Source organism: Micromonospora tulbaghiae, from assembly GCF_900091605.1.
Lineage (GTDB): Bacteria > Actinomycetota > Actinomycetes > Mycobacteriales > Micromonosporaceae > Micromonospora > Micromonospora tulbaghiae.
The window spans coordinates 240,486-260,080 of record NZ_FMCQ01000006.1; the positions used below are offsets into that span (position 1 = coordinate 240,486).

At 74.7% G+C, this 19,595-nt stretch carries 20 protein-coding genes; 9 read left to right on the plus strand and 11 right to left on the minus strand.

The features are described from left to right. Nucleotides 1–60 precede the first annotated feature (60 nt). Together GA0070562_RS19235 and GA0070562_RS19240 are read right to left on the minus strand one after the other, a co-directional pair. Nucleotides 61–738, minus strand: coding sequence for an HAD family hydrolase (locus GA0070562_RS19235; RefSeq protein WP_091423941.1), 678 nt, complete (start codon nucleotides 736–738; stop codon nucleotides 61–63). A gap of 9 nt (nucleotides 739–747) precedes the next feature. Then, a complete protein-coding gene (locus GA0070562_RS19240; protein WP_091423944.1) occupies nucleotides 748–2,904 on the minus strand; it encodes an ATP-binding SpoIIE family protein phosphatase in 2,157 nt (718 codons plus the stop codon). Between the two features lie 200 nt (nucleotides 2,905–3,104). Here GA0070562_RS19240 and GA0070562_RS19245 point away from each other — a divergent pair, with 200 nt between their 5' ends. Then, complete coding sequence (locus GA0070562_RS19245) at nucleotides 3,105–3,965, plus strand: mechanosensitive ion channel family protein (protein WP_091423949.1); 861 nt, start codon at nucleotides 3,105–3,107, stop codon at nucleotides 3,963–3,965. A 60-nt stretch (nucleotides 3,966–4,025) separates the two neighbouring features. On the opposite strand, the gene GA0070562_RS19250 is transcribed toward GA0070562_RS19245, so the two are convergent. Next, complete coding sequence (locus GA0070562_RS19250) at nucleotides 4,026–4,388, minus strand: DUF6401 family natural product biosynthesis protein (protein WP_091423954.1); 363 nt, start codon at nucleotides 4,386–4,388, stop codon at nucleotides 4,026–4,028. Between the two features lie 163 nt (nucleotides 4,389–4,551). Between GA0070562_RS19250 and GA0070562_RS19255 the strand changes: the two genes are divergently transcribed. Then, nucleotides 4,552–4,998 carry a hypothetical protein gene (locus tag GA0070562_RS19255; RefSeq protein ID WP_091423956.1) on the plus strand — a complete coding sequence of 149 codons (447 nt, stop codon included), beginning with the start codon at nucleotides 4,552–4,554 and terminating at the stop codon, nucleotides 4,996–4,998. 1 nt (nucleotide 4,999) lies between these two features. On the opposite strand, the gene GA0070562_RS19260 is transcribed toward GA0070562_RS19255, so the two are convergent. From GA0070562_RS19260 to GA0070562_RS19280, 5 genes are all read right to left on the minus strand, one after another. Then, nucleotides 5,000–5,212: a hypothetical protein gene (locus tag GA0070562_RS19260; RefSeq protein ID WP_018784964.1), complete on the minus strand. Its 213-nt coding sequence runs from the start codon at nucleotides 5,210–5,212 to the stop codon at nucleotides 5,000–5,002. 163 nt (nucleotides 5,213–5,375) lie between these two features. Continuing rightward, nucleotides 5,376–5,636, minus strand: coding sequence for a hypothetical protein (locus GA0070562_RS19265; RefSeq protein ID WP_030499857.1), 261 nt, complete (start codon nucleotides 5,634–5,636; stop codon nucleotides 5,376–5,378). A 99-nt stretch (nucleotides 5,637–5,735) separates the two neighbouring features. Further along, nucleotides 5,736–6,197, minus strand: a complete 462-nt coding sequence (locus GA0070562_RS19270; protein WP_091423965.1) for an SRPBCC family protein — start codon at nucleotides 6,195–6,197, stop codon at nucleotides 5,736–5,738. A gap of 56 nt (nucleotides 6,198–6,253) precedes the next feature. Further along, on the minus strand, nucleotides 6,254–6,670 hold the full coding sequence (locus GA0070562_RS19275) for a DUF2795 domain-containing protein (RefSeq protein ID WP_091423971.1): 417 nt from the start codon (nucleotides 6,668–6,670) through the stop codon (nucleotides 6,254–6,256). A 57-nt stretch (nucleotides 6,671–6,727) separates the two neighbouring features. Next, nucleotides 6,728–7,759, minus strand: a complete 1,032-nt coding sequence (locus GA0070562_RS19280; protein ID WP_091423974.1) for a YihY/virulence factor BrkB family protein — start codon at nucleotides 7,757–7,759, stop codon at nucleotides 6,728–6,730. A gap of 139 nt (nucleotides 7,760–7,898) precedes the next feature. Between GA0070562_RS19280 and GA0070562_RS19285 the strand changes: the two genes are divergently transcribed. Then, a complete protein-coding gene (locus GA0070562_RS19285; RefSeq protein WP_091423977.1) occupies nucleotides 7,899–8,303 on the plus strand; it encodes a ChaB family protein in 405 nt (134 codons plus the stop codon). A gap of 74 nt (nucleotides 8,304–8,377) precedes the next feature. On the opposite strand, the gene GA0070562_RS19290 is transcribed toward GA0070562_RS19285, so the two are convergent. Beyond that, nucleotides 8,378–9,811, minus strand: coding sequence for an aldehyde dehydrogenase family protein (locus GA0070562_RS19290; RefSeq protein ID WP_091423982.1), 1,434 nt, complete (start codon nucleotides 9,809–9,811; stop codon nucleotides 8,378–8,380). Between the two features lie 72 nt (nucleotides 9,812–9,883). On the opposite strand from GA0070562_RS19290, the gene GA0070562_RS19295 reads away from it, so the two are divergent. Beyond that, nucleotides 9,884–11,476: a phytoene desaturase family protein gene (locus tag GA0070562_RS19295; RefSeq protein WP_091423987.1), complete on the plus strand. Its 1,593-nt coding sequence runs from the start codon at nucleotides 9,884–9,886 to the stop codon at nucleotides 11,474–11,476. A 557-nt stretch (nucleotides 11,477–12,033) separates the two neighbouring features. On the opposite strand, the gene GA0070562_RS19300 is transcribed toward GA0070562_RS19295, so the two are convergent. Then, nucleotides 12,034–12,801: a polyprenol monophosphomannose synthase gene (locus GA0070562_RS19300; protein WP_091423991.1), complete on the minus strand. Its 768-nt coding sequence runs from the start codon at nucleotides 12,799–12,801 to the stop codon at nucleotides 12,034–12,036. A gap of 90 nt (nucleotides 12,802–12,891) precedes the next feature. Then, entirely contained in the window at nucleotides 12,892–13,338 is a 447-nt protein-coding gene (locus tag GA0070562_RS19305) for an SRPBCC family protein (protein WP_091423995.1), read from the minus strand. A gap of 256 nt (nucleotides 13,339–13,594) precedes the next feature. Here GA0070562_RS19305 and GA0070562_RS19310 point away from each other — a divergent pair, with 256 nt between their 5' ends. Genes GA0070562_RS19310 through GA0070562_RS19330 form a run of 5 tightly spaced genes read left to right on the plus strand, consistent with a single transcriptional unit; the run spans nucleotide 13,595 to nucleotide 19,551 of the window. Next, complete coding sequence (locus GA0070562_RS19310; RefSeq protein WP_175438807.1) at nucleotides 13,595–15,184, plus strand: HAD-IIIA family hydrolase; 1,590 nt, start codon at nucleotides 13,595–13,597, stop codon at nucleotides 15,182–15,184. Continuing rightward, nucleotides 15,181–16,155, plus strand: a complete 975-nt coding sequence (locus GA0070562_RS19315) for a glycosyltransferase (RefSeq protein ID WP_091424001.1) — start codon at nucleotides 15,181–15,183, stop codon at nucleotides 16,153–16,155. Before GA0070562_RS19310 ends, GA0070562_RS19315 begins: the two co-directional genes overlap by 4 nt. Next, nucleotides 16,140–17,357, plus strand: coding sequence for a glycosyltransferase (locus GA0070562_RS19320; protein WP_091424004.1), 1,218 nt, complete (start codon nucleotides 16,140–16,142; stop codon nucleotides 17,355–17,357). Before GA0070562_RS19315 ends, GA0070562_RS19320 begins: the two co-directional genes overlap by 16 nt. Continuing rightward, nucleotides 17,357–18,064 carry a D-sedoheptulose-7-phosphate isomerase gene (locus tag GA0070562_RS19325; protein ID WP_091424009.1) on the plus strand — a complete coding sequence of 236 codons (708 nt, stop codon included), beginning with the start codon at nucleotides 17,357–17,359 and terminating at the stop codon, nucleotides 18,062–18,064. The genes GA0070562_RS19320 and GA0070562_RS19325 overlap by 1 nt, the downstream gene beginning before the upstream one ends. Next, nucleotides 18,061–19,551: a PfkB family carbohydrate kinase gene (locus tag GA0070562_RS19330; protein ID WP_091424012.1), complete on the plus strand. Its 1,491-nt coding sequence runs from the start codon at nucleotides 18,061–18,063 to the stop codon at nucleotides 19,549–19,551. The genes GA0070562_RS19325 and GA0070562_RS19330 overlap by 4 nt, the downstream gene beginning before the upstream one ends. Nucleotides 19,552–19,595 lie beyond the last annotated feature (44 nt).

Genomic DNA, 19,595 nt, shown 5'->3' on the forward strand with positions numbered 1-19,595 from the left:
CAGCAGTGCCCCGAAGCGGGCCCGGCTAAGCCTGCGCGTGCCCGCCGGTTGACCGGCCGGTCAACCGAGCGTGCCGATGGCGCTTTCCGGCAGGGCGTCCAGCAGCGCGGCCGGGTCGTCGTAGACCGCCACCGCGCCCGCCCCGGCCAGCTCAGCCCGGCCGGTGCCGCCGCAGGTCAGGCCGATGCAGGGGATGTCCAGCTTGCCGGCGGCGGCCACGTCCCAGACCGAGTCGCCGACGAACACCACCCGCTCGGCGGTCAGCCCCGACTGGTCCAGCGCGGCGACCAGGATGTCCGGTGCCGGCTTGCTCTCCTGCGCGTCCGCCGACGAGGTGACCGAGTCGATCACGTCGTCCACGTCCAGCGCGGCGCGCAGCGCGGTGACCTCGTGCTCGGCGGCCGAGGTCGCGAGCACCACCCGCAGCCCGCGCTCCGCGCAGGCACGCAGCAGCTCCCGCGCGCCGGGCAGCGGCGCGAGCCGCTCCCAGTACTCGCCGTAGAGCGCGTCGTGCGCGTCGCGCAGCCGGCCGTCGGCGTCCCGGTCCCGCTCCGCCCCCAGCAGGTGGTCGAGGAGCTTGTCCGAGCCCATGCCGATGGACCTGTGGATCCGCGCCATCGGCACCCGGTGGTCGGCCTGGCGCAGCGCCTCCCACCAGCTCACCGTGTGCAGGTACGTCGTGTCGACCAGGGTGCCGTCCACGTCGAAGAGGACACCGCGGCGCTTGTCGTCGCTCATGTCGGGCTCCTACCCGGCCGGGGCGTCGCCGACGCGCGACCCACCCGCCGGAATGAGGATTTCGAACCACACAGTCGAGCCGCGGACGGTCGGGTCGGTGCCCCAGGCGTCGCTCAGCTCCTCGATCAGGCCGAGCCCGCGGCCCCGGCTGCTGAGCGTGTCGGTCTGCGCCCGGGTGACCTGACCGCGGGTGCCGGAGTCGGCCACCGACACCAGCAACCGCTCGGCGGACAGGTCGACCTCGACCCGGGCGGCGGTGCCGGCGTGCAGCAGCGCGTTCGTGGTCAGCTCGCTCGTGCACAGCACGGCCGCGCCGATCACCGCCTCGGGCACGTGCCACTCGCCGAGCTGCGCGGTCATCCAGTGCCGGACCCGGCTCGGCGCGGTCGGCTCGGCCGGCACCTCCATGCTCGCCGACCGGCTGGGGCGCACCGCGTACTCCACCGCGAGCACCGCCACGTCGTCCTCGGTGGCGCCCGGCACCGACGCGGTCGCCACCGCGCACAGCGCGCGCGGATCGCCGCCGGCCGCCCCGGTCACCGCCGCGCCCAGCCCGGCCATCCCGGCGGCCAGGTCCTGCCAGCGCCGCTCCACCACGCCGTCGCTGTAGAGCAGCAGGGTGTCGCCCGGGCGGAACGGCACGGTGGCGGTACGCGCCCGCCCACCACCCAGGCCCAGCGGAGGGGCGGGCGGCACGTCGACGAACTCGGCCACCGCCGCGTCGGGTCCGGCGCGCCGGATCAGCGGCGCGGGATGACCGGCGCTGGCGAGCGTGATCAGCTCGCGGTCCGCCTCGACCACGCCGAAGACCACTGTCACGAACAGCTCCTGGGTGCCGCCCTCGACACCGAGGCTGCTGACCAGCCGATCCAGGCCGTCGAGCACCGCGTCCGGGCGGGAGTCGACCAGGGCGAGCGCGCGCAGCGCGGCGCGTACCTGGCCCATCCGTGCGGCGGCCTGCACGTCGTGCCCGGCCACATCGCCCAGCACCACGCCAAGCGCGCCGGTGGGCAGCAGGAACGCGTCGTAGAAGTCGCCGCCGGCCGCGTTGCCGTCCACGCCCGGGTCGTAGCGGGCGGCGATGCGCAGCCGGGGCAGGTCCGGCAGCCGTTCCGGCAGCATGCTGCGCTGCAGCATCTGGGCGGTGCCGTGCTGGGTCTCGAAGCGGCGGGCCCGCTCGGCGGCCTGGCCGACCAGCTCCGCGGACGCGGTCAGCAGCGCCCGTTCGGCCGGGGACCAGGGACGCGGCGTCCGGTAGCCCACCGTGAGCGAGCCCCGGACCGCGGTGGTACGCAGCGGCAGCGCCGCCAGCGCGCGGATCTTCTCGTCGTGCCGGTCGGCCGCGACGCCGCGCAGCGGCTGCCCGTCGGCGGTGAACCAGGCCACGCCGCTGCGCGCGGTCACCACGGCCGGCAGCGGCGACTCGGCGGGCATCCGGCGCCACAGCGGGGGCAGCCGCTCGTCGGCCTCGTCGAGCAGTTCGCCGCGGATGCGGCGGACCAGCCGCCACGCGCTGCCCTCGTCCACCGCGAAGGACACCCGGTCGGCGTCGAAGGAGTGCAGGCAGTAGCGCAGCGTCACCCGCGCCACGTCGTCGAGCGTGAGCGTGCCGGCCAGCGCCGCCGCGAAGTCGCTCAGGCTCTGCAACTGCTGGGTCAGCTGGGTGGTCTGCGCCGAGACGGTGAGCACGCCGACGATGCGGCCGGCGGAGTCGCGGACCGGGCAGTGGCCCCGGGTGAACACGGCCGGCTCGGCCGGGCCCTGCCGGTCGGCCGACAGCACCGCCTCTCGTTGCAGGAACGGCTCGCCGTGCCGGTAGACCCGCTCCAGCGCCTCGCCGGCGCCCGGGTCGCGCCACACCTCGGCGAACGCCTCGGCCGCCGGCCGGCCCAGCGCGTCCGGGTGCCGGTCGCCGATCAGCTCGGCGTACCCGTCGTTGTAGAAGACCACCAGGTCGTCGCCGAGGAGCAGAGCCATCGGCACGGGGGAGGCGAGCACCACGTCCGTCACGGCGCGTACCGCGGGATCCCAGGTGTGCGGGGCGCCCAGCGGCGTGCCGGCCCAGGGGTGGGCGGCCCCGGCCGTCTGCCCGCCGACGACGGGATCGGTGGGCGCTCCCGGTGCGGGGGCGGACGGTGTGGGAACCCGACCGGCGGTGCCTGGCATGACCGCAGCCTAACCGGAGCGTGGCCGGCGGGTTCCGATCATGCGTCCGTGGCGGGTGCCGGCGCCGGTCGGCGTGGACGTTCGGGCAGGTCAGGGCCGGTTCGGTGGGGCATGTCGGGAAATTGCCCCGGTTCGGTCCGGCGTGCTGCCCAGACCACTGGGTATGCGGGCGGCGCAGTTCACGCGACAGGAGGGACATCATGCCGAAAACCCTCGCGGTCGGCCAGGTCGACATCAGTGCGGCCTGGACCGACTTCTGGAGGTCGGTGCTGCTCTTCGTACCGCGGGCGATCGCGTTCATCGCGATCCTCGTCGTGGGTTGGCTCATCGCCCGAGCCGTCCTCAAAATCGTGGACGCGGCACTGGAACGGGTCGGATTCGACCGCGCCGTCGAGCGCGGTGGCATCAAACGGGCCCTGGAACGCACCAAGTACGACGCCAGCGACATCCTGGCCAAACTGGCCTACTACGCGGTCCTGCTGTTCACCCTGCAGTTCGCCTTCGGGGTGTGGGGACCGAACGCGATCAGCGACCTGATCCGCGGGGTGGTGTCCTGGCTGCCGCGGGCCTTCGTGGCGATCGTGATCGTGGTGATCGCGGCCGCCATCGCCAACGCCGTCCGGGACCTGGTGTCCGGCGCGCTCGGCGGGCTCTCGTACGGCCGCGTGCTGGCCGACGTGACGGCGATCTTCATCCTGGCGCTCGGGGTGATCGCCGCGCTGAACCAGGTGGGCATCGCCACCACGGTGACCACACCGGTGCTGGTGGCGTTCCTCGCCACCGTGGCCGGCATCCTGATCATCGGTGTCGGTGGTGGTCTGGTGAAGCCGATGCAGGACCGCTGGGACGGGTGGCTGCACCGGGCCTCGGAGGAGTCCCGGGCGTTCCGGGAGCAGCGGCAGGCCCAGCAGGCCGGCCGGGGCGACTACGAACGCCGGATGGCCGACCGGGGCGGGCAGCCCGCGCCGGCGGCGCAGCAGTCGTCCATGTCGGGCGCGGGCACGTACCGCTCCGGCGAGGCGGGCGACGAGACGCAGCAGTTCCGTCGGCCGGGCGGCTGACGGCAACGGGTGACGGGGTGTCCGCGGGGCGATCGCGGGCGCCCCGTAGCCGTCTCCGGGTCAGGCCAGGTGACGCGGGTCCAGCCCGCGGGCCAGCAGGCAGACCGCGAGCAGGCGGGTGAGCACCCAGTCCGGCTCGGACCAGTCCACAGACTCCGCGGGTGGCGTCCACCCGTGCTCCGACGCCGCGTCGCGGAGCCCTTCGGCGTACCCGGCGAGCGCCGCCACGGTCAGCGGGCAGCGGTCGCCGTCGAGGCTGTCGCGCACCCCCGCCGCGTGCTGGTCGACCTCGGCGAGCAGCCCGGGGTTGGCGTGGGCCGCGGCGAGGCCGGCGGTGCCGACGGCGGCGGTAAGCGTGGTGAGGGTCGACCGCGCGGCCACCGCCGCGGAGCGGGTCGCGACCCGGTTGTTCGGCACGCGCATGGTGTCCGAGGCTATCGCCGGTCACCGCGGGCCGACCTCGGCCGAGCGGCGGATGCCCGGGTCGTCCGGGGGAGCGGTCGCCTCCTCCGCCGGGATTGAGTCGCCCGTGCGGGGGCAGAAGTCCGGTACGCAGACCACACGATCGGGGTCACGGAGGGACACGATGGGACAGCGGGCCGACGGACCGGACCGGGCACACCGGCGCCCGGACGGAGTGAGTGACGCCACGGTCGAGGCGCTGGGCAAGCTCAGCGAGGCCCTGGAGTGCGTCGAGCGGGCCCGCGGCCACCTGTACGAGCTGCACCAGCTCATCGGCCACGCCGACCTGATGCTCGACGACGCGGTGGAGATGTTCCGCTCCGCCGGTCATCCGGCGCTCGCCGAGCGGATCGACAGGGAAATGCTCGGCCGCAACGTCATCGCCGGGCGGTGGACGTTCCAGATCGTCGAGGACTTCGACGACGGGTACTACGCGCTCTTCCGGGAGCTGGACCGGCAGGCCCGCGACGAGCTGGTCGAGGGCCGGCGGCACCTCTACGAGGCGGAGATGAAGGAGCGCCGCCGCAGCCGGGGGGTGCCGGGGCACGAGGCGCGTCCCGGCACGGGCTGACTCAGTCGGAGGAGCGGGCTTCGGCCGGGCGACGGCGGGCACCGTCGTCGGCGATGATCACGGTCGCGACCATCAGTGCCACCACCAGGCTGAACAGCCAGGAGCTGTCCTCGGTGAACCGGGCGGAGACCGGAGCCTGGATGGCGGCGAGCAGGAAGCCCAGCCAGGCGAGCTTGCGCTGACGGTTGGAGAGGAAACCGGAGCCCTGTTGCATCCCGAAAGTCTTGCGCGCATCAGGGGGAGTGCCGTCAGCCGTTCGGCCGATTCTAGATGGGCTGTCCGTTTTTCCGGCTGTCCGTACCGCACTTTTTGTCGTTTCGGCCGAGCATGAATCCGGCGGCTGCGGGCATCGGCACGGATGCCCGCAGCCGGCGGAATCACATGCTGTCCGGGCCGGTCCGCCCGATCGTCGACGGCCGGTAGGCCCGGTCCGCGTCGGTCATCTCACGGCGCTCGGCCTCCGGGCCGGCGCCCCGGTCCACCGCCTCCGGGCCGTGGCCGAACGCGGCCTCCTCGCCGGCGTCGTTGGCGGTGACGTCGTCGCCCTGGCCGTCCGTGGCCGACCGGGCGATGGCCTGGTCCAGCTCGTGCAGGGGAGTACGGTCCTCGTCGCGCCACTGGCGGTCGTTGTCGGTCATTCCCCTGCGGTACCCGGACCGGATGACCGCAAACGGCCGGGCACGGCGATGGCCGCCGGCATCGCCGGCGGCCATCGAAACTCGGGTACGGGGGATGGATCAGGGGGTCGGCCGGTCGACCGCGCCGCGCCAGGCGCCCGTCTCCTGACCGCGTCGCTCGATGAACTGCTTGAACCGGTCCAGGTCGCCCTTGGCGCGCCGGTCGACCACGCCCAGCTTGTCGCCGGCCTTCTCGACCACGCCGTGCGGCTCGAACTCCATCTGGAGCGTGACCCGGGTGTGCCCCTCGTCGAGGCGGTGGAAGGTCACCACGCCCGCCTGCTGGGTGCCCCCGGTGGAGCGCCAGGCCACCCGCTCGTCGGGCAGCTGCTCGGTGATCTCGGCGTCGAACTCGCGCTTCACGCCCGCGATCTCGACGGTCCAGTGGGTCATCGTGTCCGAGAGCTGCCGGACCTCCTGCACGCCCTCCATGAAGTGCGGGAACTCCTCGAACTGGGTCCACTGGTCGTACGCGGTCCGGATCGGTACGTCAACGTCCACGTGCTCGGTAACGCCGCTCATGTCGGGGTTCCTCCTGTTCCGCTGGGTGTCTTCGTACGGGCCGTGGGCCGGCCCGCTCACCAGCGCGTCGTCTCGTTCCTGTGCCCGAGGGCGGCCCACACCTCGGAGATCGTCTGGTAACGGGTGCCCTCGGGCAGGGTCTCCAGGGCGGCGACGATGTCCGCCGGCGCCTCGTTCTCCCGCGCGTTGGCAAGCAGCGCCTCCCGGTCGCCGGGCAGGGCGGTCATCGTGATGAACCGCCCCAGACGGCTGCGCGCCTCGACGTCCTCGGAGCTCATGCCCTGCGGCGCGCCGCTGCGCAGCTCCCCGGCCGGCGCCGTGGTGGCCTCCGGCTGGTCCTCGCCGGCCGGCTCCGGGACCCGGAACTCCTCGGCCCGCGAACCGCCGGTGCCGGCGCCTTGGACGAGACCGCTGACCTCGCTGCTCATCTGGTCGTCGACCCTGGGCGAGTGCTTGCTGCTGCCACGTTCCATACCTTGGGAGATGCCCCGGGGGGCCGCCGGTAAACCGGCGCCGGCCGGGGGAGCCGGTCATCCGGGCGGCAACCGGTCGGCCGTCTTCTCCCCGTCCGCCTTCTCTGCCTTGTCCTCGTCGGCCGGGGCGCGCGGCGGCAGCACCGGGTCGTCCGGTTCCTCCACCCCGGCCTGCATCGCCCGCCCGCGTTGCAGCTCGGCGTTCACCTGGACGCCGAGCATCAACGCGCAGTTGGACAGGTAGAGCCACACCAGGAACGCGATGACCGCGCCGAGACTGCCGTAGGTGACGTCGTACGAGCCGAAGTTGGCCACGTACAGGCCGAAACCGAAGGAGGCGAGCACCCAGGCCACGAGCGCGAGCGCGCCGCCCGGGGTGAGCCAGCGGAACCGCGGCTGGCGCACGTTCGGCGCGATCCAGAACAGCAGCGACAGCAGTGTCATGGCGACCACCGCGAGCAGCGGCCACTTCGCCACCGACCACGTCGTGCGGGCCACCGCACCGGCGTGCAGCAGGTCGCCGACCGCGTCGGTGACCGGGCCGCTGACGATCAGCCCGGTGGCCACCACCGCGAGCAGTACGATCGTCACCGCGGCCATGCCGATCTGCAACGGACGCAGCCGGTAGAACGGCCGGCCCTCCCGCACCGCGTAGATGGCGTTGGAGGCGCGGGTGAACGCGCCGATGAATCCGGACGCGGACCAGAGCGCGCCGAGCAGACCGAAGCTGAGCAGCACCTTCGCCGAACCCTGCTGCTCGACCACGTTGCGCACCACGCCCACGAACGCGTCGTTGCCGACCACCGAGCCGGCGCCGATCTCCCGGGCCAGGTCGATCACGGTGTCGACGGTGCGCGGGCCGTCCGAGACCAGGCCGACCAGTGCGACCACCACGATCGTGGACGGGAACAGCGCCAGCACCCCGTAGTAGGTGAGCGCCGCCGCCCAGTCGGCGCAGTTGTCGGTGACGAAACCCTTGCCGCTACGCACCAGCACGCCCCGCCAGGTACGCCAGTTGAGCTGACGGATCCGCCGGGGGAGACGGGACCGCGTCCGGCCGCCGGCCGTCTGGGGTGTCGTCACGGTCATGTCCGCCTCCTCCAGGCCCGTGCCACCGGGCGTGGGCGGGCGGTACCCCCGGGCGGAAATCGACAAACCGGGTGCCGGTTTGCCCGCCGGGCGGGCGGGAACCACACCAGACACCCGATCGAGACTCCAGGAGGACGAGATGCCCGGGCGCGAGGTACTGCCCAGCACGCTGCGGCGCTCCCCGGCGAAGGCGCAGCGGACCTGGGAGAAGACGCACGACTCGGCGGTCGAGACGTACGGCGAGGGGGAGCGGGCGCACCGCACCGCCTTCGCCGCGGTCAAGCACGAGTTCGAGAAGGTGGGTGACCACTGGGAGCCCAAGGGCCGCAAGGGGCCCAGCGACAAGCAGGCCGAGGGCGGCGGCCCGGCCCGGCGCGCGAAGACGGCCGGCGGGGTGGACGCCAACGCCACCAAGGACCACCTCATGGAGGTGGCGAAGAAGCTGGACGTGCGCGGCCGGTCCAGGATGACCAAACCGGAACTGGTCGAGGCGATCGAGAAGGCCAACAACAACGCGACCCGCAAGGCCCGCGGGGGTCGCTGAACCCTGGGGGTACGCGTCGAGCCCGGGACCGATGCGGTCCCGGGCTCGTGTCGTCCGGCCTCAGTCGTACGCTCTCACCAGTGGCCGCCGCCCGGCGCCTCCAGGTGCACCGCCTTCACGCTGCTGAACTCGTCCAGCAGCTCCGGGCCGTACCCGAAGCCCTGACCACTGCCCCGGCGCGGCTGGGCCGCCCCGCCGGGCGCCCCGCCGAACACCGAGTTGATCTTTACGGTGCCGACCGGCAGTTCCCGCCAGGCGCGCTGGGCGTGGCTCATCGAGCCGGTCAGCACGGTGGCGGCCAGGCCGTACGGGGAGTCGGCCGCACAGCGCAGCCCTTCGCTGAACGAGTCGACGACCACCACCGGGGCGACCGGCCCGAACGTCTCCTCGCGGACCAGCGCCATGTCGTGGCGGCAGCCCTCGATCACCGTTGCCGGGTAGAACGCGCCGGGCCCGTCGGGCAGCACGCCGCCGGTGCGTACCCGGGCCCCGTCGGCGAGTGCGGCGGTGACCTGCCCGTGCACGTGGTCCCGGTGCCGCCGGTCGACGAGCGGCGCGAGCTGCGTGCCCGCGTCACGGCCGGGGCCCACGGTGAGCGCCTCGGCGCGCGCCACGAGCGCGTCGACGAAACCCTCGGCGACATCGCGGTGCACGTAGATCCGCTCCACCGCCACGCAGATCTGACCGGCGTTGGCGAAGCAGCCCAGCGCCGCCTGTTCGGCCGCCCAGACCGGGTCGACGTCCGCGTCGACCACGAGCGGGTCGCTGCCGCCGTTCTCCAGCAGCACCTTCGCCCCGGTGCGCGCGCCCGCGGCGGCGATCGCCCGGCCGGTGGCCGTGGAACCGACGTGGGCGATCACGTCCAGCTCCTGCCCGGCGAGCGCGGCGCCCACCTCGCCGCCGCCGGTGAGCAGCGACAGCACCCCGGCCGGCAACGCCGAGTCCAGCGCCCGGGCCAGCAGCCAGCCGGTCGCCGGGGTCCGCTCGCTCGGCTTGTAGACCACCACGTTGCCGGTGACCAGCGCCGCGCCGAGCAGTCCGCAGGACACCGCCACCGGGTCGTTCCACGGGGTGATCGCGGCGACCACGCCGCGCGGCTCGGGGGCCATGAAATCCAGCGCGTCGTGGCCGCCGTGCAGCGTCCGGCCGCCCCGGACCGGTGCCAGCTCGGCGTACTGTCGTAGCGTGCCGACGCCCGCCGCCACCCCGCCCCGCGCGTCGTCGAGCGGCTTGCCCATCTCCGCTGTGGTCGCCTCGGCCAGCTCCCCGGCCGCCGCCTCGACCGCGTCCGCCGCCCGGTGCAGCGCCGCGGCCCGTTCCGCGGGTGCGGTCGCCGCCCACTCCGCCGCCGCGCCCCGCGCCGCCTCCACCGCCTTGGCCACCTCGTCGGCGGTGGCCACCGGGGCCCGCGTCACCGGCGACCCGTCCGCCGGATCGTGGACGACCATCTCGCCGCCCTCGCCGCCGGCGCCCCACACTCCACCAATGAGCTGCGCAACCGTGTACATGCGGCCGTGCTTGCCCCGGCCTGGGCGGGACAAACGCGTTTCGCCCGGTGACCGGCCGGGTAGGCGGATCCGATGACCTCCACCGCAGACGCCGTCGTCATCGGGGCCGGGCACAACGGGCTGGTGGCCGCGAACCTGCTCGTGGACGCCGGCTGGGACGTCGAGGTCCTGGAGGCCACCGAGGCGCCCGGCGGAGCCGTCCGCTCCGCGTACGTGACCGCGCCGGGTTACCTCAGCGACCTCTACAGCTCCTTCTACCCGCTCGGCTACGCCTCCCCGGTGCTCGACGGGCTGGACCTGGAACGGCACGGCCTGTCCTGGACTCACGCGCCGGACGTGCTGGCGCATCTGCTCCCGGACGGGCGGGCGGCCGTGGTCAACCGCGACCTCGACGTCACCGCCGCCTCGCTGGAGGCGTTCGCGCCCGGCGACGGGGAGCGCTGGCGGCACGCGTACGCCGACTGGTGCCAGGTCGCCGAGCCGATGCTGCAGACCATCACCACCCCGTTCCCGCCGGTACGCGGCGGGCTGGGCCTGCTGCGGCAACTCCGGGTCGGCGGGGCGCTCCGGCTCGCGCGCCGCCTCGTGCTCCCGGTCCGCAAGCTCGGCGCCGAGCTGTTCGAGGGCGAGGGCGGCACGGTGCTGCTGGCCGGCTGCGCCCTGCACACCGACCTGTCCCCGGAGGAGGCCGGCTCCGGGGTGTACGGCTGGCTGCTCGCCATGCTCGGCCAGCAGGTCGGCTGGCCGGTGCCGGTCGGCGGCGCCCAGCGGATCACCGACGCGCTCGTGACCCGTCTGGTCGAGCGTGGGGGGCGGATCACGTACGGCGCCCGGGTGGAGCGGGTGCTCACCGCCCGGGGCCGGGCGATGGGCGTACGCACCGCGGGCGGCACCGACTGGCGGGCCCGGCGCGCGGTGCTCGCCGACGTGCCCGCGCCGGCGCTCTTCCTCGATCTGGTCGGCGCGGCGGCGCTGCCGCCCCGGATGGTCGAGGACCTGGCGCACTTCAAGTGGGACGGCTCCACGCTCAAGGTCGACTGGGCGCTGTCCGCGCCGGTGCCGTGGAAGAACCGCGACCTGGCCGGTGCCGGCACCGTGCACCTGGGCGCAGACCTCGACGGCCTCACCACGTACGCGGCCGAGCTGGCCCGCGGCGAGCTGCCGCGGGATCCGTTCCTGCTGGTGGGGCAGATGTCGGTGGCCGACCCGAGCCACTCACCGCCCGGCACCGAGTCGCTCTGGGCCTACACCCATCTGCCGTTCCGCCGGGACTGGCGGGCCGAGGAGGTGGCGGGGCACGTGGAGCGGATGGAGGAGGTGCTGGAGGCGGCGGCGCCCGGTTTCCGGGCGTCGATCGTCGGGCGGCACGTGGCCGGCCCGGCCGACCTGGAGGCCGCCGAACCGAGCCTGGTCGGGGGAGCGCTCGGCGGCGGCACGGCCGCGGCGTACCAGCAGTTGTTCCTGCGGCCGATCCCCGGCCTGGGCCGGGCCGACACCCCGGTGGACCGGCTCTACCTGGCCAGCGCCTCCGCGCACCCCGGCGGCGGCGTCCACGGTGCGCCGGGGGCGAACGCGGCGCGGGCCGCGCTGGCCCGCGACCGGGCCGTCACCGGCCCGGTGTACGCCCGGACGATCGCCGCCGCCCACCGCACCGTCTACCGCTGACCCGACCGCATCTCCACCACCGCCGCTCCCGCCGAGGCTGACCGCCGCCCGCCCCAACTGTGGAACACCCGGCGACCTCGCCGACGGGCCGGACGATCCCGGCGCACGAGACAGCAGCCCACATCCCGGGAGCGCCAGAGATCTTGGTAGGAAAGTGCCCCCAGAGGGGCTGTTTCCTACCAAGATCTACGGGCTTGGCTGGGGCGAGGCGCTCGCGGTGCATCGGCTGACCGGTCGACTCCGCCGATGCGCTGATCGCCGGGCTCGCACTCGCTCGGTCGGCGGCCGTTCAGGTGGGGCACGCTCAGTGTTCGGCACCGCCCCGGCGGGATGACCGCACCGCCGCCTTTGCTCTGCAGCCTGATAGGCATCGGTTACGCGCCGTGCCAAGCGTGCGTTTGCGGCACGGCGGCGGTCCGGCGAGCGCCCCTGCTCAGAGCGGTGCTGCGCCGACGGCTGCAGAGCAAAGGCGGCGACGGGCGATGTGGCCGGATGAACGCGCCCTCACGCGCGGTGACGGTGACGCGGCGTGAGGGCGCGATGAAGTGCGGGAGCGGTCAGGAGTCGAGGTTGCGGTGCCGGCTGCGCAGCTTGAACGGCATCAGCGCGCTCTCGATCTTCGTGGCGGTGGTCATCTTCGAGTCGCCGTCGCGGCGCTCCTCGAAGCGGATCGGCACCTCGAGGATCGTGTGGCCGAGCTTGGTGGCGAGGTAGTGCATCTCCACCTGGAAGCTGTAGCCGTTCGACTGGACCCGGTCCAGCCCGATCGCGCGCAGCGCATCGGCCTGCCAGATCTTGAACCCGGCGGTCAGGTCGCGGATGCGTACCCGCAGCAGCGTGTGCACGTAGAGGTTGGCCCAGCCGCTGAGCGCGCGCCGGTACAGCGGCCAGTTCTCGTCCAGCTCACCGCCGGGCACGTAGCGCGAGCCGATGACCACCGAAGCCTGGGTGGACAGCAGCGCGCCGAGCATCCCGGGCAGCGCCTCCGGCGGGTGCGACAGGTCGGCGTCCATCTGGGCGACGAAGTCCGCGCCGTCGTCGAGCGCCCGTCCGATGCCGTCCACGTACGCCCGGCCGAGACCCTCCTTGCCCGGGCGGTGCAGCACCGTCACCCGCTCCGGGTGCTCGATGGCCAGTTTGTCGGCGACCTCACCGGTGCCGTCCGGGGAGTTGTCGTCGGCGACCAGCACCTTCAGCCCCGGCAGCGGCAGCGCGAGGAGGCGCTCGACCAGCACCGGGAGGTTGCCCGCCTCGTTGTAGGTCGGAACGACGACGGTCAGGCGCGCATCCCCCCACGGGGAGGGTAACTGCACGGGTTCGATCATCACGGACATCCTCGGTCAGCCGACAGGTTCACCTGAGAGGGTAGCCAGTCCCTCGGGCGGCGGCCGCACAGACGCCCCGCCACCGATCGATCACCGCTCCGGCTTCTGCCTCGTCGCGATGTCGGAGAGCCGGGCCAGCGTCTCCCGGTTGCGCAGATGCAGCACCAGGTCGTTGAGCTTGGTCCGGACCCATCGCAGCGGACCGGCGGCGAAGTCCTCGCCGATGGTCACCCGGGTCCGGCCGCCCTCCAGCGGTTCCAGGGCGAACGCCACGATCGCCTCGCCGGCCGGCCACAGCCCCGCGCGCAGCACCAACCGGTGGGGCGCCTGGCACTCCAGCACCGTCGACTTGTCCTGGAGCGAGAACGGCCAGGGCCCGGCCCGATGGTGCAGGTTGCTGCCGACGCGCGGCCACGTGTCGTCCACGTCCCGCACGTGCGCGGTGCCCACCACCCAGTCGCTGTACGTCCACCCGTCCGCGAGCACCTCGAAGACCTGCTCCGGGGGCGCGTCGATCACCTTCTCCACAACCGCCATCACCGAGCGGTACCCCGGTGAGGGCGGTCGCTAACGGCGGACGGGTTAGCTTCTCCGGGGCGGCGGGTATCGCCGGACCGGGCAGGTCGTGGCAGGGCGTGCACCGGTCGTGCGGCACCGGCGGGGACGCCTGGCGCCGACGTCGACGTTTACTCCTCGGGGCCTCGGGAACCCGCCGCCCGTGCGACGGGACCAGGAGCGGGATCAGTGCAGGTCAGCCCGGGTTGACCCGGGTGCTGACCGGTTCCCGTCCGGCCTGTACGACGCCGTCCTGCTGGACCGGGACGGCACGCTGGTGGAGGACGTGCCGTACAACGGCGACCCGGAGAAGGTACGACCGGTGCCCGGCGCCCGGGAGGCGCTGGACCGGTTGCGGGCCGCCGGGTTGCGACTGGCGGTGGTGACGAACCAGTCCGGTCTTGCCCGGGGCTGCTTCACGGCGCACGACCTGCGCCTTGTCAACGCCCGGGTGGAGGAGCTGCTCGGGCCCTTCGACCACTGGGCGATCTGCCCGCACGCGGAGGCCGACGGGTGCGCCTGCCGCAAGCCCGCGCCCGGGCTGGTGCACGAAGCCGCGGCCGCGCTCGGGACCACGCCGACCCGGTGCGTACTGATCGGGGACATCGGCGCGGACACGGCAGCCGCCGCCGCGGCCGGCGCCGCAGCGATCATGGTGCCCACGCCCGCCACCCGGGCCGCCGAGGTGGCCGCCGCGCCCACCGTCGCCGCCGACCTGCCGGACGCGGTGGGCATCGTGCTGGCCCGGATGCGCCTGACGGCGGCGCCGCAGCCCGCGGGACGGTCGCGCCGGGGCACAGTGCTGGTGGTGCGCAGCGACGCGGCGGGCGACGTGCTGGTGACCGGTCCGGGCATCCGGGCGGTCGCGGCCGGCGCGGCCCGGGTGGTGCTGCTGTGCGGGCCACGCGGCCGGGCCGCCGCCGAGCTGCTACCCGGCGTGGACGAGATCATCGAGGCACCGCTGCCGTGGATCGACGCGCCCGCCCCGCCGGTCGACCCCGGCGCCGTGCGCGCGCTGACCGACCGGCTCGCCGCGGTACGCGCCGACGAGGCGGTCGTCTTCACCTCCTTCCACCAGTCCGCCCTTCCCCTGGCCCTGCTGCTACGCCTGGCCGGCGTACACCGGATCAGCGCCATCAGCGACGACTACCCCGGCAGCCTGCTCGACGTACGCCACCGCGTCCCGGCCGGCGTACCCGAACCCGAACGCGCCCTGTCCCTCGCCGCCGCAGCCGGCTTCGCGCTGCCCGACCACGACGAACCGGCGCTGCGCATCCGCACCGACCGGCTTCCGCCGCCCGCGGCCGAGGCCGGGGCGCCCGGCTACGTGGTCCTGCACCCGGGATCCTCGGTGGAGACCCGCGCCTGCCCGGAGGAACTGGCCACCCGCGTGGTCCGCGTGCTCGGCGCCGCCGGATACCGGGTCGTGGTCACCGGCGGGCCGGACGAGCGGGAGCTGACCGCGCGCGTCGCCGCGGCCGGCGGCGTCGACCTGGGCGGGCGGACCGGGCTGGACGACCTGGCGGCGGTGATCGCCGGAGCCGGCGCGCTGGTGGTCGGCAACACCGGGCCGGCGCACCTGGCCGCGGCACTCGGTGTGCCGGTGGTGAGCCTGTTCGCCCCGACGGTGCCGTTCGGACAGTGGGGGCCGTACCGGGTGCCGACCGTACGGCTCGGTGACGCGGGTGCCGCCTGCCGGGACACCCGTGCCACCGTCTGCCCGGTTCCCGGGCACCCGTGCCTGTCAGCGGTCGAGCCGGGGCGGGTGCTGGAGGCGCTGCGGCTGATCGGCGTGCCGGCACCGGTCGCGGGCGGGGTGGCCGGATGAACATCCTGCTGTGGCACGTCCACGGGTCGTGGACGACGTCCTTCGTGCACGGCAAGCACCGCTACCTGGTGCCGGTCACCCCTGATCGCGGCCCGTACGGGCTGGGCCGGGCCCGCACCTATCCGTGGCCGGACAGCGCCATGGAGGTCACTCCCGAGGACCTACGCCACACCGACGTGGACCTGGTGATCCTGCAACGCCCGGAAGAACTCGACCTGGCAGCCGAGTGGCTCGGCCGCCGACCCGGCCGCGACGTGCCGGCGATCTACGTCGAGCACAACACCCCGAAAGGCGACGTACCGAACACCCGCCACCCCATGGCCGACCGCGACGACCTGCTCCTCACCCACGTCACCGCGTTCAACGAACTGTTCTGGGACAACGGCGGCACCCGCACCACAGTCGTCGACCACGGCGTCGTACCACCGAACGTGGAGTGGACCGGGGAACTCGACCGCCTCGCCGTCGTGATCAACGAGCCGGTACGCCGCTGGCGCGTCACCGGCACCGACCTGCTCGCCCGGTTCGCCGCGCTGGCGCCGCTGGACGTCTACGGGATGAAGGTGGACGGTCTCGCCGCCCACCTCGGCCTGCCCGAGGACCGGCTGATCAGCCACGACGACGTGCCCCAGCACGCCATGCACGCCGAACTCGCCAAACGGCGCGCGTACCTGCACCTGTGCCGCTGGACCTCACTCGGCCTCAGCCTCATCGAGGCCATGACCATGGGCATGCCCGTGGTGGCACTGGCCACCACCGAAGCGGTGGAAGCGGTGCCGCCTGCCGCGGGCGCGCTGTCCACCCGCGTCGACACGCTCGTCGACGCCGCCCGTGGCCTGCTGGACGAACCGGAGTCCGCCCGCCGGGCGGGCGCTGTGGCCCGGGCCGCCGCCCGGGACCGCTACGGCCTGGAGCGATTCCTCGCCGACTGGGACCGGCTGCTGGAGGAGGAAGTATGCGCATCGCGATGATCTCGGAGCATGCCAGCCCGCTCGCCGTCCTCGGCGGGGAGGACGCCGGTGGCCAGAACACGCATGTCGCGGAGCTCTCCGCCGCGCTCACGGCCGCCGGTCACGACGTGCGCGTCTACACCCGGCTCGACGCGGTGGACCTGCCGGTGAGCGTCCGCACCCCGGACGGGTACGAGGTGGTGCACGTACCGGCCGGGCCGGCCGAACCGGTGGCCAAGGACGACCTGCTGCCGTACATGCCGGCGTTCGGGCAGTGGCTGGCCGACCGGTGGCGCACCGGCGACTGGCAGCCCGAGGTGGTGCACGCGCACTTCTGGATGAGCGGGCTGGCGGGTCTCGCCGCGGCCCGCCGGGCCGGCGTGCCGGTGGTGCAGACGTACCACGCGCTCGGCACCGTCAAGCGCCGCCACCAGGGCGTGCAGGACACCAGCCCACCCGGCCGGGCCGAGCACGAGCGGAAGCTGGGCCGCTCGGTGGACCGGGTGGTCGCCCAGTGCCAGGACGAGGTCGCCGAACTGGTCCGGATGGGCGTGCCCCGGTCCCGGATGACCGTCGTGCCGTCGGGGGTGAACCTGACGACGTTCTCCCCGCTCGGCCCGGTCGCCGATCGCGACGGCGGCCGGGCCCGCATCCTCACCGTCGGCCGGCTGGTCGAGCGCAAGGGCTTCCAGGACGTCATCAGGGCCGTCGCCGAGGTGCCGGACGCCGAGTGCGTGGTCGTGGGCGGGCCGCCGGCCGGGCTGCTGGAGACCGACCCGTACGCGTTGCGCCTGCGCGCGCTGGCCCACTCGCTCGGCGTCGCAGACCGGGTACGGCTGGTCGGCGCGGTCCCCCGGGAGGAGATGGGCCGCTGGTACCGGTCGGCCGACGTGCTCGTCGCCGCCCCCTGGTACGAGCCGTTCGGGCTCACCCCGCTGGAGGCGATGGCCTGCGGCGTGCCGGTGGTCGCGACTGCGGTCGGCGGGCTGATCGACACGGTGGTTGCCGGACGCACCGGCGACCTGGTGCCGCCGCGTGAGCCGGCCGCGCTCGGCGCGGCCCTCCGGGGCCTGCTCGGCGACCGGATCCGCCGCTTCGCCTACGCCACCGCCGCGCTGGAACGGGCCCGCACCCGCTACTCCTGGGCCACCACCGCGGACCGCCTCACCGAGCTGTACGGCGAGGTGGCCACCGTGCGCCGCCCGACCCGGGTGGTCGCCTGATGGCGGCCGGGACGCCGGACGCCGGCGCAACGGTGCTGGAGGACCACCTGAGCCTGCTGGCCGCCGCGCTGCTGCCGCTGCGGGAGGCGGAACAGATGCTGGCCCGCTGGGGTGCGGAACTGGCGCAGCGGCTGGCCGCCGGTGGCCGGCTGCTGGTGGCGGGCAACGGCGGCAGCGCCGCCGAAGCCCAGCACCTCACCGCCGAACTCGTCGGCAAACTCCGCCACGACCGCCAACCCCTCTCCGCCATCGCACTGCACGCCGAAACCAGCGCCCTCACCGCCATCGCCAACGACTACGGATACGACGAAACCTTCGCCCGGCAGGTCCGCGCCCACGGCCGACCCCACGACCACCTCCTCCTCATGACCACCAGCGGCACCAGCACCAACCTCCTCACCGCCGCCCACGCCGCACACCAGACCGGCCTACGCTGCTGGGCCTTCACCGGACCCGCACCCAACCCCCTCGCCGACCTCTGCCACGAGCACCTGGCGATCGACTCGCCGGACGGGCAGGTGGTGCAGGAACTGCACCTGGTGGCCTCGCACGTGCTCTGCGAGTACGTCGAACTGGCGCTGCCCGCCGCGCTCGCCGCCCAGCCGGCGGCCGGGCCGGTACGCGCCGGCGTCGAGGTCGTCGTCGACGAGCCGGATCTCACCGAGCCGGACCCGACGGCGCCGGCCGGCCGGGGAGGCGCGGCATGAGGGGACCGGTGGTGGTGCTCGGTGACACGCTGCTGGACCGCGACGTCGAAGGTCTGGTGAACCGGCTCTGCCCGGACTCCCCGGTGCCGGTGCTGGACGAGACCGTATCCGTGGACCGTCCCGGCGGCGCCGGCCTGGCCGCCGTCTTCGCCGCCGCGCAGGGCGCCGAGGTCGCGCTGGTCACCGCCGTCGCCGACGACGCGGGCGGGGCGCGGCTGGGCACGCTGCTCGCCGCCGCCGGGGTCCGGTTGTACGCGCTTCCGCTCGCCGGCACCACCCCGGAGAAGGTCCGGCTGCGGGCGCGCGGCCGGGTGCTGCTGCGCCACGACCGGGGCGGGACGGCCGGCGCGCCGGGTCAGCCGAGCGACGCCGTGCTGCGGCTGCTCGCCGACGCGTCCGCGGTGCTGGTCAGCGACTACGGCCGGGGCGTGGCGGGGCATCCGGCGCTGCGCGCCGCGCTGGCCGCCACCCGGGCGCCGGTGGTGTGGGATCCGCATCCGCGCGGGCCGGCCGCCGTTCCCGGCGTGCACCTGGCCACCCCGAACGAGCCGGAGGCCCGCGAGCTGGCCAAGACGCCGCCGGGCGGCTCCCGCCTGGCCGTCGCGTCGCGCAGCGCGCACGCGTTGCGCCGCCGCTGGCAGGCGCGCGCGGTCGCGGTGACGCTCGGCGGGGACGGCGCCCTGCTCAGCCACGCGGGCTCCACGCCCCTGGTGGTGCCGGCGCCGCCCGCCGAGGGGGACACCTGCGGGGCGGGCGACCGGTTCGCGGCCACCGCGACGCTGGCGCTGGCCCGGGGCGCGCTGGTGTCCGAGGCGGTGCAGGAGGCGGTCGCCGAGGCGTCGGCGTACGTGGCCGGGGGCGGCGTGGCCGCCGCGCTGCCCGCACCGGTGCGGGCGGTGGCCCCCGCGGTGGTCACCGGCGGCGGGGACCGGATCGGCGCCGGGGCGGCCGGCGAGGTGGTGGCCCGGGTACGCGCGGCCGGCGGCACAGTGGTGGCCACCGGCGGCTGCTTCGACCTGCTGCACGCCGGGCACGTGGCGACGCTCCAGGCGGCCCGGCAGCTCGGCGACTGCCTGGTGGTCTGCCTCAACTCCGACGCCAGCGTGGCCGGGCTGAAGGGCCCGGAGCGCCCGGTCGTGCCGCAGGGCGACCGGGGACGGCTGCTCGCCGCGCTCGGCTGCGTCGACGCGGTGCTGATCTTCGACGAGCCGACCCCGGAGGCGGCGCTGTCCTGGCTGCGCCCGGACATCTGGGTCAAGGGCGGCGACTACGCCAGCGGCGGCGGCCCGGAGACGCTGCCCGAGACGGAGATCCTGGCCCGCTGGGGCGGTCACACGGTGGTCGTGCCGTACCTCGACGGGCGCTCGACCACCGACATGATCGCGGCGGCGCGGGCCGGGCGGGGCAGCGGCGGCTGGCCGGCCGCGCCGGTCGACCCGGCCGAGGCTGCCGCGCAGGTCCGGTCCACGGCGAAGGGAGCACGATGAACGAGCGACGCATCCGACCAGGCGCGGTCGCGCCCGCCGGTCCG

Bases quoted from the DNA above. Each gene is read 5' to 3' on its own strand.
- GA0070562_RS19235 (WP_091423941.1), bottom strand. From the start codon at position 738: ATGAGCGACGACAAGCGCCGCGGTGTCCTCTTCGACGTGGACGGCACC.
- GA0070562_RS19240 (WP_091423944.1), bottom strand. From the start codon at position 2,904: ATGCCAGGCACCGCCGGTCGGGTTCCCACACCGTCCGCCCCCGCACCG.
- GA0070562_RS19245 (WP_091423949.1), top strand. From the start codon at position 3,105: ATGCCGAAAACCCTCGCGGTCGGCCAGGTCGACATCAGTGCGGCCTGG.
- GA0070562_RS19250 (WP_091423954.1), bottom strand. From the start codon at position 4,388: ATGCGCGTGCCGAACAACCGGGTCGCGACCCGCTCCGCGGCGGTGGCC.
- GA0070562_RS19255 (WP_091423956.1), top strand. From the start codon at position 4,552: ATGGGACAGCGGGCCGACGGACCGGACCGGGCACACCGGCGCCCGGAC.
- GA0070562_RS19260 (WP_018784964.1), bottom strand. From the start codon at position 5,212: ATGCAACAGGGCTCCGGTTTCCTCTCCAACCGTCAGCGCAAGCTCGCC.
- GA0070562_RS19265 (WP_030499857.1), bottom strand. From the start codon at position 5,636: ATGACCGACAACGACCGCCAGTGGCGCGACGAGGACCGTACTCCCCTG.
- GA0070562_RS19270 (WP_091423965.1), bottom strand. From the start codon at position 6,197: ATGAGCGGCGTTACCGAGCACGTGGACGTTGACGTACCGATCCGGACC.
- GA0070562_RS19275 (WP_091423971.1), bottom strand. From the start codon at position 6,670: ATGGAACGTGGCAGCAGCAAGCACTCGCCCAGGGTCGACGACCAGATG.
- GA0070562_RS19280 (WP_091423974.1), bottom strand. From the start codon at position 7,759: ATGACCGTGACGACACCCCAGACGGCCGGCGGCCGGACGCGGTCCCGT.
- GA0070562_RS19285 (WP_091423977.1), top strand. From the start codon at position 7,899: ATGCCCGGGCGCGAGGTACTGCCCAGCACGCTGCGGCGCTCCCCGGCG.
- GA0070562_RS19290 (WP_091423982.1), bottom strand. From the start codon at position 9,811: ATGTACACGGTTGCGCAGCTCATTGGTGGAGTGTGGGGCGCCGGCGGC.
- GA0070562_RS19295 (WP_091423987.1), top strand. From the start codon at position 9,884: ATGACCTCCACCGCAGACGCCGTCGTCATCGGGGCCGGGCACAACGGG.
- GA0070562_RS19300 (WP_091423991.1), bottom strand. From the start codon at position 12,801: ATGATCGAACCCGTGCAGTTACCCTCCCCGTGGGGGGATGCGCGCCTG.
- GA0070562_RS19305 (WP_091423995.1), bottom strand. From the start codon at position 13,338: ATGGCGGTTGTGGAGAAGGTGATCGACGCGCCCCCGGAGCAGGTCTTC.
- GA0070562_RS19315 (WP_091424001.1), top strand. From the start codon at position 15,181: ATGAACATCCTGCTGTGGCACGTCCACGGGTCGTGGACGACGTCCTTC.
- GA0070562_RS19320 (WP_091424004.1), top strand. From the start codon at position 16,140: ATGCGCATCGCGATGATCTCGGAGCATGCCAGCCCGCTCGCCGTCCTC.
- GA0070562_RS19325 (WP_091424009.1), top strand. From the start codon at position 17,357: ATGGCGGCCGGGACGCCGGACGCCGGCGCAACGGTGCTGGAGGACCAC.
- GA0070562_RS19330 (WP_091424012.1), top strand. From the start codon at position 18,061: ATGAGGGGACCGGTGGTGGTGCTCGGTGACACGCTGCTGGACCGCGAC.